The organism is Sphingopyxis sp. GW821-FHT10B01 (assembly GCF_059415685.1).
Genome location: NZ_JBWKNS010000005.1, coordinates 74,852 through 85,815, shown reverse-complemented (window position 1 = coordinate 85,815; position 10,964 = coordinate 74,852). Strand labels below are relative to the sequence as shown.

9 protein-coding genes are annotated in these 10,964 nt (G+C 64.6%); 6 read left to right on the top strand and 3 right to left on the bottom strand.

The genetic code is table 11. The features are described 5' to 3' along the window. Nucleotide 1 precedes the first annotated feature (1 nt). Both cyoB and cyoA read right to left on the bottom strand, forming a co-directional pair. Nucleotides 2-2,011 (bottom strand): cytochrome o ubiquinol oxidase subunit I, encoded by a 2,010-nt coding sequence (gene cyoB, locus AC07NV_RS15915; protein ID WP_495167362.1) that lies wholly within the window; start codon nucleotides 2,009-2,011, stop codon nucleotides 2-4. Between the two features lie 28 nt (nucleotides 2,012-2,039). Further along, nucleotides 2,040-3,221, bottom strand: coding sequence for a ubiquinol oxidase subunit II (gene cyoA / locus AC07NV_RS15910; RefSeq protein WP_495167361.1), 1,182 nt, complete (start codon nucleotides 3,219-3,221; stop codon nucleotides 2,040-2,042). Nucleotides 3,222-3,390: 169 nt separating this feature from the next. On the opposite strand from cyoA, the gene AC07NV_RS15905 reads away from it, so the two are divergent. Further along, nucleotides 3,391-4,731: an MFS transporter gene (locus AC07NV_RS15905; RefSeq protein ID WP_495167360.1), complete on the top strand. Its 1,341-nt coding sequence runs from the start codon at nucleotides 3,391-3,393 to the stop codon at nucleotides 4,729-4,731. A 79-nt stretch (nucleotides 4,732-4,810) separates the two neighbouring features. Continuing rightward, entirely contained in the window at nucleotides 4,811-5,569 is a 759-nt protein-coding gene (locus tag AC07NV_RS15900; protein WP_495167359.1) for a helix-turn-helix domain-containing protein, read from the top strand. A 13-nt stretch (nucleotides 5,570-5,582) separates the two neighbouring features. Here AC07NV_RS15900 and AC07NV_RS15895 read toward each other — a convergent pair whose 3' ends face one another. Beyond that, nucleotides 5,583-6,320 (bottom strand): helix-turn-helix domain-containing protein, encoded by a 738-nt coding sequence (locus tag AC07NV_RS15895; RefSeq protein WP_495167358.1) that lies wholly within the window; start codon nucleotides 6,318-6,320, stop codon nucleotides 5,583-5,585. Between the two features lie 105 nt (nucleotides 6,321-6,425). Here AC07NV_RS15895 and AC07NV_RS15890 point away from each other — a divergent pair, with 105 nt between their 5' ends. From AC07NV_RS15890 to AC07NV_RS15875, 4 genes are read left to right on the top strand one after another with little or no spacing between them, the layout of a single operon-like run. Further along, nucleotides 6,426-7,343: an SDR family NAD(P)-dependent oxidoreductase gene (locus AC07NV_RS15890; RefSeq protein WP_495167357.1), complete on the top strand. Its 918-nt coding sequence runs from the start codon at nucleotides 6,426-6,428 to the stop codon at nucleotides 7,341-7,343. Nucleotides 7,344-7,353: 10 nt separating this feature from the next. Further along, a complete protein-coding gene (locus tag AC07NV_RS15885; protein ID WP_495167356.1) occupies nucleotides 7,354-8,523 on the top strand; it encodes an acyl-CoA dehydrogenase family protein in 1,170 nt (389 codons plus the stop codon). Continuing rightward, nucleotides 8,523-9,737, top strand: coding sequence for a CoA transferase (locus AC07NV_RS15880; protein WP_495167355.1), 1,215 nt, complete (start codon nucleotides 8,523-8,525; stop codon nucleotides 9,735-9,737). Before AC07NV_RS15885 ends, AC07NV_RS15880 begins: the two co-directional genes overlap by 1 nt. Next, complete coding sequence (locus AC07NV_RS15875; protein WP_495167354.1) at nucleotides 9,734-10,948, top strand: acetyl-CoA C-acetyltransferase; 1,215 nt, start codon at nucleotides 9,734-9,736, stop codon at nucleotides 10,946-10,948. Before AC07NV_RS15880 ends, AC07NV_RS15875 begins: the two co-directional genes overlap by 4 nt. Nucleotides 10,949-10,964 lie beyond the last annotated feature (16 nt).

Genomic DNA, 10,964 nt, shown 5'->3' with positions numbered 1-10,964 from the left:
ATCAGGCTCCGGCCGCCAGCTGGCGGGTGCGCGCGTCCTCGACCGCGGCCACGGTCGCCGCGGGGATGTCGAAATCGCGCTTGTAGTTGAAGGTGTGGAAGATCGCGCCGCCGATCACCGCGACAAAGCTTGCGATGGCGAGCCACCAGATATGCCAGACGAGCGCAAAACCCATGGCCAGACAGATGCCCGAGAGGATGATCCCGGCGCCGGTGTTGCTCGGCATATGGATGTCGCGATAGCCCGTGAGCGGCCGGTCGTGCCCGCGCTGTTTCATGTCGTGCCATGCGTCGAGGTCGTGGATCACCGGCGTGAAAGCGAAATTATACTCGGGCGGCGGCGAACTGGTCGCCCATTCGAGCGTGCGGCCGCCCCACGGGTCGCCGCCACTTTCGTCGCGCAGTTCCTTGCGGCGCCAGATACTGACACCGAACTGGACGAGCATCGCCGCGATCCCGGCGCCGATCACCGCCGCGCCGAGCGCCGCGATGACAAACCAGATCTGCAGGCTCGGGTCGTCGAACACGCGCATACGGCGGGTCACGCCCATCAGGCCGAGGATATAGAGCGGCATGAAGGCCATCCAGAAACCGACCACCCAGCACCAGAAGCTGATCTTGCCCCAGAACACGTCGAGCTTGAAGCCGAAGGCCTTGGGCCACCAGTAGTTGATCGCCGCGAACAGGCCAAACAGGACGCCGGCGATGATCACATTGTGGAAATGCGCAATCAGGAACAGCGAATTGTGCAGCACAAAGTCGGCGGGCGGCACCGCGAGCAGCACGCCGGTCATCCCGCCGACGACAAAGGTCAACATGAAGGCGACCGTCCACATCATCGGCAGCTCGAACCGGATGCGGCCGCGGTACATGGTGAAGAGCCAGTTGAAGAGCTTGGCCCCGGTCGGGATCGAGATCACCATCGTCGTGATGCCGAAGAAGCTATTGACGCTCGCACCCGATCCCATGGTGAAGAAATGGTGCAGCCAGACGAGGTACGACAGGATGGTGATGCAGATCGTCGCATAGACCATCGAGGTGTAACCGAAGAGCTTTTTGCCCGAGAAGGTCGAGGTGACTTCGGAGAAGACGCCGAACAGCGGCAGCACCAGAATATAGACCTCAGGATGACCCCAGATCCAGATCAGGTTCACATACATCATCGGCGATCCGCCGAAATCGTTGGTGAAGAAATTGGTCCCCGCGTAGCGATCGAGCGTCAGCAGCGCGAGCGTCGCGGTCAGGATCGGGAAGCTGGCAACGATCAGGACGTTGGCGCACAGGCTGGTCCAGGTGAACACCGGCATCTTCATCAGGCCCATGCCCGGCGCGCGCAGCTTCAGGATCGTGACGATCAGGTTGATCCCCGACAGCGTCGTCCCGACGCCCGCTATCTGCAGCGACCAGATATAATAATCGACCCCGACATTGGGGCTGTAGGCGATGCCCGACAGCGGCGGATAGGCGAGCCAGCCGGTCTGCGCGAACTCGCCGACGAACAGCGAGACCATGCACAGCACCGCACCCGCGGTCGTCATCCAGAAGCTGAAATTGTTCAGGAAGGGAAAACTGACGTCGCGCGCGCCGATCTGCAGCGGGACGATATAGTTCATCAGGCCGGTGATGAAGGGCATCGCGACGAAGAAGATCATGATCACGCCGTGCGCGGTGAAAATCTGGTCATAATGATGCGCGTTGAGATAGCCCTCGGACCCGCCGAACGCCATCGCCTGCTGCAGCCGCATCATGATCGCGTCGGCAAAACCGCGCAGGAACATGATGAGGCCGAGGATCATGTACATGATCCCGATACGCTTGTGGTCGACAGTGGTGAACCACTCCTTCCACAAAAAGCCCCAGAGGCGATATTTGGTGATCGCCGCGAGAACCGCGATGCCGCCAAGGACGACGGCGGCAAAGGTGACGACGAGGATCGGTTCGTGCAGCGGCAGCGCGTCGAGCGACAGCTTGCCGAGGAACGGACCGGCTTCGGGGGCGGGGTGCGGGGTCATGATGATCTCGGGCTCGCGTTCAGGGCGGTCAGGACTGGGGTCGGGTAGCGGCCGCGTTGGACGCGGTCTGCGGCGGCGGCGCGTTCGGCCGCTTGAGCCCCGCGCCCGTCAGCGGCGCCGATTCGACCGGTTTGGCGTCGGGCCGGTCGTTCGACATGATCGGCGAGCTGCAATAGGCGGCGACATACCGCATGCTCCAGCGCGCGACTTCGACGCTGCCGCGCGCGGCAAATTTGTCATAGGTCATAGCGCGGACATTCTGGATGCCCGCAATCCCGGCGCCACCGGCGGCGTCGACCGACATCATGTCATGCATGCACATCTTGCCGGGTTCGACGCACATGTTCACGACGGCGTCGAACAGCTGTGGGTCGACCGAGGCGAAGCGGCGCGCCGGCTCCTTCTCGCTCGGTTTTTCGAGCTTGAGATAGGTCGGGCGATCGAGGTTGCCGCCCTGCGACGCCTTGGTTTCGGCGACCCATTTGGCGAATTCATCCGCAGGCAGGCTTTTCACGGCGAAGCGCATGTTCGAAAAACCCGCGCCCGAATAATTGGCGGAGAAGCCGTCGAAGCTGCCGGTCTGGTCGAACACGCCGTGCAGCTTGGTCTCCATGCCCGGCATCGCATAAATCTGTCCGGCAAGCGCCGGAATGTAAAAGCTGTTCATCACCGACGACGAAGAAATGCGGAAACGCAGCGGCCGGTCGACCGGGACAGCCAGCTCGTTGACCGTCGCCACGCCCTGTTCGGGATAGATGAACAGCCATTTCCAGTCGAGCGCGACGACCTGGACATCGAGCGGCCGGACCTCTGCGGCGACGGGTTTGCCCGGCCCGGTGCGCGCCAGCGGGCGATAGGGGTCGAGCAGGTGCGTCGCGACCCACGTCACCGCGCCGAGGCAGATGATGATCAGCAGCGGCGCCGACCAGATGATCAGCTCGAGCTGCGTCGAATGATCCCAGTCGGGCTTGTACGTCGCCTCCTTGTTCGACGCCCGGTAACGCCAGGCAAAGAAGATCGTCAGCGCCATCACGGGCACGATGATCAGCAGCATCAACACCGTCGAAAGGACGATCAGATCGCCCTGCTGGCGTGCAACGTCGCCGGCGGGATCGAGCACCACCAGACCGCAGCCCGAAAGCAGGGGCAGCACGGCGAGCAGCGGCAAAAGCCGCAACCGGACGGGAAAACGGGGGAGATTGCTTGGCATGATGCGCGCCTAGGCCTCCTTTGTTGCAGTGCACATAGGACATTTTGTCCAATCCCGCGACCGGTCTTGATGGCGCAGGGGCATTTTCATTGCGGGCGCTTTTGCCCTATGACCGACTCGTGCCAACGCATCTTGTCTTGCGGATGGCGCCAGCTCAAGGATTGTCACCATGGCTGCCGATACCGTGCCCACCACCGAGGTCGAACGCGACGCCCGCGCCCTCCACGGTGCCAGCGAAGATGGGGGCAGTCACCGCATCGACCCCGCCGAAATCGCGATCGGCGTCATCATCGGCCGCACCTCCGAATTTTTCGACTTTTTCGTTTATGCGATCGCATCGGTGCTGGTTTTCCCGAAGCTGGTCTTTCCGCATCTCGATCCGCTCACGGGAACCTTGTGGTCTTTTGCCATTTTCGCTCTCGCCTTTGCGGCGCGGCCGGTCGGCACGATCATCTTCACCGCGGTCGACCGCGCCTATGGCCGCGGCGCCAAGCTGACGATCGCGCTCTTCTTGCTCGGCGGGTCGACGGCGGCGATCGCCTTCCTGCCCGGCTATCATTCGATCGGCATCGGTTCGGCCCTGCTGCTCGCGCTGTTCCGCATGGGACAGGGCGTCGCGCTCGGCGGATCGTGGGACGGCCTTGCCTCGCTGCTCGCCCTCAACGCCCCCGAAAAGAAGCGCGGCTGGTATGCGATGATCCCGCAGCTCGGCGCGCCGCTGGGCCTGATCGTCGCCAGCCTGCTCTTCATGTTCCTGATCTCGGCGCTGCCCGCGGAGGATTTCCTCGCATGGGGCTGGCGCTATCCCTTCTTCGTCGCCTTTGCGATCAACGTCGTCGCGCTGTTCGCGCGGCTGCGCATCGTGGTGACGCCCGAATATGCCGAATTGTTCGAGAATCGCGAGCTCGAGCCCGCCCCGCTGCTCGAGACGGTGCGGTCCGAATGGCGCGTCATCGCGGCGGGTGCATTCGCACCGCTCGCCAGCTTTGCGATGTTCCACATGGTTACCGTCTATCCGCTGTCGTGGGTCTTCCTGTTTACCGAAGAATCCCCCGTCCGCTTCCTGATGATCGAGGCGATCGCCGCCGTCGTCGGTATCGGGACGATCATCGCGTCGGGCGCCCTCGCCGACCGGTTCGGCCGCCGCACCTTGCTGGGCGCCACCGCCGCCGCCATCGCCGCGTTCAGCGGCTTCGCGCCGCAGCTGCTCGACGCGGGCGAGTTTGGCGAAGCGGCGTTCATGGTCCTCGGCTTTGCCTTGCTCGGCCTGTCGTTCGGCCAGTCGTCGGGCGCGCTCTCGTCCAGCTTCCACCCGCGTCATCGCTACACGGGCTCGGCCTTCACTTCCGACCTCGCATGGCTGTTCGGCGCCGGTTTCGCGCCGCTGGTCGCGCTCTGGCTCTCCAGCCACTTCGGACTGCTTGCGGCGGGCGCCTATCTGTTGTCGGGCGCGATCGGCACGCTCGTCGCGCTGTGGCTCAACCGCGAACTCGCCAGCACGATCGGCTGACGATTGCGAAGCGAGGCGAGCTTGGCGGACACCGGCATTCTTGCGTGCGATGCGGAATGCCGGCGTCTATAGCCACGCCATGAACAGCAAGCGCTCCGTCCTCATCTCCCCCGAATTCACGAGCTTCGTCGGGCGCGGGCCCTGCGATTCCGGCGATCTTCCCGCTGACGCGCTGATCCTCGGATTCGGCGATATCGGCGAGCCGGCAGTCATGATGCTCGGCGAGGACGACCTCGGCGACGCCGCCACCGACCATCTGGTCGTGTTCGCGGTCAGCCGCACGGCGTGCATGTACCTGTTCGATATGCTGCCCAAGGCAGAAGGCCGCTGGTACTTGCCCGCCGACCTGCGCGGGCTCGGCCGCGCCCTCGTCGCAGTCGACGGCGACGGCCCGGCACCGACGATGCTCCGCACCGCGCGCAGCATGGAATTATTGTGCCAGCTTTTTGCCGCGCTCAAGGCGAATCGCATGGTCGAAGTCGGCGGCGCGACGACGCTCAGCGAAGACGATATCACGCGCGTTGCCGCGGCCCATCAGCTGGTCAACGAGCATTTTCAAGAGAAGCTGACCGTCAGCACCGTCGCGCGCCGCTGCGGCCTGAGCAAAGCCAAGCTGACCCACGGCTTTCGCCAGCTCTATCAATGTACCGTGCCCGAGGCGGTCAGCGCACGCCGGCTGGACCATGCCCGCCAGCTTCTGGCGCAGAGCGACCTGCCGATTTCCAGCATCGGATATCGCTGCGGCTATTTGAGCAACGCCAGCTTCACCCGCGCCTTCGCGCGCCGCTTCGGCATGGCGCCGACCGAAATGCGCCGGCTGGAAATGACGCCGATCTGAAGCCTGCCGCCTTCTAACCGTCTTGACGCAATAGCTCGTCGCGCAGCCGGCAGAGCGCAGCGCCCAGGTCGGCGACGTCGGTCTCGCTTCGCGATCCCGCAAGGATCGATGCCGAAAGGCAAAAGCCCTGCCCGATATCGGCAAGCCCGGTCGCAACCGTGCAGACCCCGCGGTGGGCCGTTTCCTGATCGATGGCAAAGCCGCGCACGGCGGCATCGCGCACTTGCCGGACATAGGCATCGAAAGACAGATCGGCTTGCCAGCGCACCGGCGCAAACCGCCGGGCGAGTTCGGCATCGTCGGCCTGCTGTACCGCAGCCAGCGCGCGCCCCGCCGCGCCTCCGCCGAGCGGCTGGCGCTGCGCGTCCGCGAGTTGAAGCCGCATCCCGGCATCGCTCGCCGCATGCGCGACAAGTTGCAGCCGCTCGCGCGACACCATTTTCCAGAGCCCCACCGCAGCCTCGGACGATTGCGCGAAGGCGGTCATCAGCGGTTGCGCACGATCGGCAAGATTGCGCGTCGTATCGCGCACGCCCTCAAGATCCGCCCAGGCGGGTGCAATGGCGAAGCGCTTGGTTCGCACATCGCGCTCGATCACCCCTTCGGCGACAAGCGTTTTGAGGAGATTGAACGCGGACGACGGACTGAGGTCGAGCGACCTGCCGATGTCCGACAAGGACAATGTCCGCGACTCCGCAAGAAGACGGAGAACCGCAAAGGCTTGGGACACGGAACGGATCGGGCCTGTCATAGCGACAATATAGTTTTCACATAAGTGAAAAACAATTCTTAATGTTGAACGGCCGCGCCAAAGCCTGTAAATCGGTAAAACAATCGAATCGGGAGGGAGACGAGCGTGAGCCGGTGTCTTGAAGGCAAGGTCGTGGCGATCACCGGCGCGGGCCGCGGCATCGGTCGCGAACTGGCGCTGCACTGTGCCGCACAGGGTGCGGCAGTTCTCGTCAACGACCCCGGCGTTGCGCAGGCCGGCGACGGCAGCGATGCGGCGCCCGCGCAGACGACCGCCGACGACATCGTCGCGGCAGGCGGCCGCGCCGCCGCCAATTTCGGAAATGTCGCCGATCCCAAGGAAGCGGCCGGCATCATCGAGGATGCCGTCGCGCGCTTCGGCCGCATCGACGCGGTCGTAAACAATGCCGGAATCCTTCGCGATACCATCTGGCACAAGATGAGCTACGAAGACTGGAAGAGCGTCATCGAGGTCAATCTGACCGGCGTCTTCAACGTGTCGAAAGCCGCGACACCCTATTTCCGCGAACAGCAATCGGGCAGCTTCGTCCACTTCACCTCGACCAGTGGCCTCATCGGCAACATCGGCCAGGCCAATTATTCGGCGGCAAAGCTCGGCGTCGTCGCGCTGTCGCAATCGATCGCACTCGACATGGCGCGCGTCGGGGTGCGCTCGAACTGCATCGCGCCCTTCGCGTGGAGCCGCATGACCTCGTCGATCCCCGCCGACACGCCCGAACAGCAACAGCGTGTCGCGCGGATGCAGGAAATGTCGGCCGACAAGATCGCGCCGCTTGTCGCCTATCTCGCCTCCGACCTGTCGAAAGATGTGACGAACCAGATTTTCTCGGTGCGCAAGAACGAGATCATGCTCTTTTCGAAACCGCGCCCCATTCGTTCGATGACCAAGGTCGAAGGCTGGACCGCCGAGACGATCGCCGACGAACTGGTCCCCGCCTTCCGCCCCAGCTTTGCGCGCGCCGATGAAGTGTCGGCGCATGTGTTTCCTTACGACCCGATTTGAGGATCAAGCCATGAGCAACCCCGGCATGGACGCCGACGTCTTCGAACAATTCATCGAACAGCTTCAGCGCTATGTGCGCGAACGCCTTCTCCCCGCCGAGAAGGAGATCATCGAGAGCGACGAGATCCCGGCGGAGATTCTGTCCGAAATGCGCGACATGGGCCTGTTCGGGCTGACGATCCCCGAAGAGCATGGCGGCGCGGGGATGAACGTCAGCCAGTATATCCGCACCATTCATACGCTGAGCTATGCCATGCCGGCGTTCCGTTCGATCATCTCGATCAACATCGGTATGTTCGCCTCGGCATTGAAGAATGGCGGGACCGAGGCGCAGAAGGCCGAGTGGCTGCCGCGCGTCGCATCGGGCGAGATCGCCGCGTTCGGTCTGACCGAACCCGGCTCGGGATCGGATTCGGCGGGGCTTCAGACGACCGCGACCCAGACCGACAATGGCTGGGTGCTTAATGGCACCAAGCGCTACATCACCAATTCGCCCTTCGCCAAGGTCGGCCTGATCATGGCGCGGACAGCCAAGGAGAATTTGCCCAAGAACGCCCATGTCTCGGCCTTCATCGTGCCGCTCGACACGGCGGGCGTGACGATCGGCAAGCCGGACAAGAAGATGGGCCAGTCGGGCAGCCATATCGCCGACATCGTGATGGACGACGTCCGGGTCGGCGGTGAGGCTTTGCTCGGCGGCGAGCTCGGCAGGGGCTTCGCGTTCGCGATGATGAGCCTCGACAATGGCCGCATGTCGGTCGGCGCCGCGGCCACAGCCTATGCCCGCCGCGCGCTCGACAGCGCGGTGCGCTATGCGACCGAGCGCAAGGCATTCGGCGAGCCGATCGCCAACTTCCAGCTGATCCAGCAGATGCTCGCGCAGAGCGAGATCGACATCTATGCCGCCGAATGCATGATGGACGATGTCACGCGCCGCGCCGACGCGGGCGAAAATGTCCTGCGCAAGGCGGCGGCGTTCAAGGTGTTCGCATCCGAAATGTGCGGACGCGTCGTCGACGCCTGCGTGCAAGTATATGGCGGCGCGGGTTATCTCGCCGAATATGATGCCGAACGCTTCTTCCGCGATGCGCGCATCTATCGCATCTACGAAGGCACGACGCAGATCCTGCAGCTCCAGATCGCGAAGCATATGCTGCGCGAATTTGCAGCGAACAGCTGATGTATCCGCTGCTGTCCGGTCTGTCCGTGATCGAGGCGTCGTCCTTCGTCGCCTCGCCGACGGCGGGGCTCTACCTCGCGCAATTCGGTGCCGACGTCATCCGCGTCGACCAGATCGGCGGCGGACCCGATTTCCGGCGCTGGCCGGTGACCGCGAACAATGACTCGCTCTATTGGGAAAATCTCAATCGCGCAAAAAAGTCGGTGGCGCTCGATCTGGGCCGTCCCGAGGGGCGCGAATTGCTGCAGCAACTCGTGCGCGCAACGGGGCAATTCGTCACCAACTTTCCCGCGGGCGGCTTCCTGTCGCACGACACGCTGGCCGAGGGCCGCGCCGACCTGATTACGGTACGCGTGATGGGCTGGGCCGATGGCTCGCCCGCGCTCGACTATACCGTCAACAACAGCGTCGGTTATCCGATGCTGACGGGCGCCGGGCCCGAACCCGTGAATCACGTACTTCCCGCATGGGATTTGCTGACGGGAAGCTATGCGGCGTTCGCGCTGCTCGCGGCGATCCAGCGGCGAACCGCGACGGGCGAAGGCGGCGAGGTTCGCCTTCCCCTATCCGACGTCGCGATCGGCACCGTCGCCAATCTCGGCGGCATCGCCGAAATCCTCTACTCGGGCGAGAACCGGCCGCGGCTCGGCAACACCGTCTATGGCCTGTTCGGCCGCGATTTCGTGACGCGCGACGGACAACGCACGATGATCGTCGTCGTCACCCCGCGCCAATGGGCGAACCTCGTCGCGGCGCTCGATCTCGGCAGCGACATTGCCGCGATCGAAGCGGCGCGCGGCGTCTCCTTCGCCCGGGACGACGGCCTGCGCTTCACCCACCGCGATGCGCTCTACCCCCTGTTCGAGCGCGCGATCGGCGCCCGCGACCATGCCGATCTCGCCGCCGCCTTCGACGCGGGCGGAATCGTGCATTCGCCGTATCGCACAATGCTCGACGCAGTGAACGACCCGGTGCTCGTTGCGAACAATCCGGTCTTCGGCACCGCCGATAACCCCAGCGGCTTTGCCTATCCGGCGGCCGGCGCCTTTGCGACGATCCCGCAGATGGAGCGTCAGCCGCCCCGGTCCGCCCCGCGCAACGGCGCGCACAGCGAAGAGATCCTCGCCGCCAGCCTTTCGCTTTCCTCGGGCGAAATCGCCCGCCTCATCGACGCCGGCATTGTCGGCACGCCTGAACCGGAGACAAATCCATGACCCTGCGCCGCGCCGCCATCGTCGCCCCGATCCGCACCGCCGTCGGCAAGTTCGGGGGCAGCCTGTCCCCGCTGACCGCCGGCGAACTCGGCGCCGTGATCCTGAAGGCGCTGGTCGAGCGCACGAAGATCGACCCGGCACGCGTCGACGATGTCGTGTTCAGCCAAGGCTATGGCAATGGCGAGGCGCCGAGCATCGGCCATTGGTCATGGCTCGCCGCCGGGCTGCCGCTGGAAGTCCCCGGATATCAGCTCGACCGCCGCTGCGGATCGGGGCTGCAGGCGGTCATCAACGCCGCGATGATGGTGCAGACGGGCATGTCCGACATGGTCGTTGCCGGCGGCGTCGAATCGATGTCGAATGTCGAACATTACAGCACAGATATCCGCAAGGGCGTGCGCGCGGGCAATCTGACGCTCCACGACCGGCTGACGCGCGGACGCCTGATGTCGCAGCCGGTCGAGCGCTTCGGCGTCATCAGCGGCATGATCGAGACTGCCGAGAATCTCGCGAAGGATTATGACATCAGCCGCGAGGTGTGCGACGCCTATGCGGCGCGCAGCCACCAGCGCGCCGCCGCCGCATGGGCGAACGGGCTGTTCGACGATGAGCTGGTGCCGGTGTCGGTGCCGCAGAAGAAGGGCGACCCGATCGTCTTCGCGCATGACGAAGGCTATCGCGCCGACGCGACCCCCGAAACGCTCGGCAAGCTACGCCCGCTCGAAGGCGGGGTCGTCACTGCGGGCAATGCGAGCCAGCAGAATGACGCCGCCGCCGCGTGCCTCGTCGTCGCCGAAGACAAGCTCGACGAACTCGGCCTCGAACCCATCGCCTGGTACCACAGCTCGGCCGCGGCGGGCTGCGACCCCAGCCGTATGGGCATCGGTCCAGTGCCCGCTGTCGAACGCCTGTTCGCGCGGAACGGCCTCGGCTGGGACGACATCGACCTGGTCGAACTCAACGAGGCCTTTGCGCCGCAGGTGCTCGCGGTGCTCAAGGGTTGGGGCTGGTCGGAGGGCGACAGCCGGAACGAAATTGTGAACGTCAACGGCTCGGGCATCTCGCTCGGCCACCCGATCGGCGCGACCGGCGGCCGTATCCTCGCCAATCTGACGCGCGAACTCGTCCGCAGGAACGGTCGCTATGGCCTTGAAACCATGTGCATCGGTGGTGGCCAAGGGATCGCCGCCATCTTCGAACGCGCCGCCTGACAAGATTGAGCCGGAG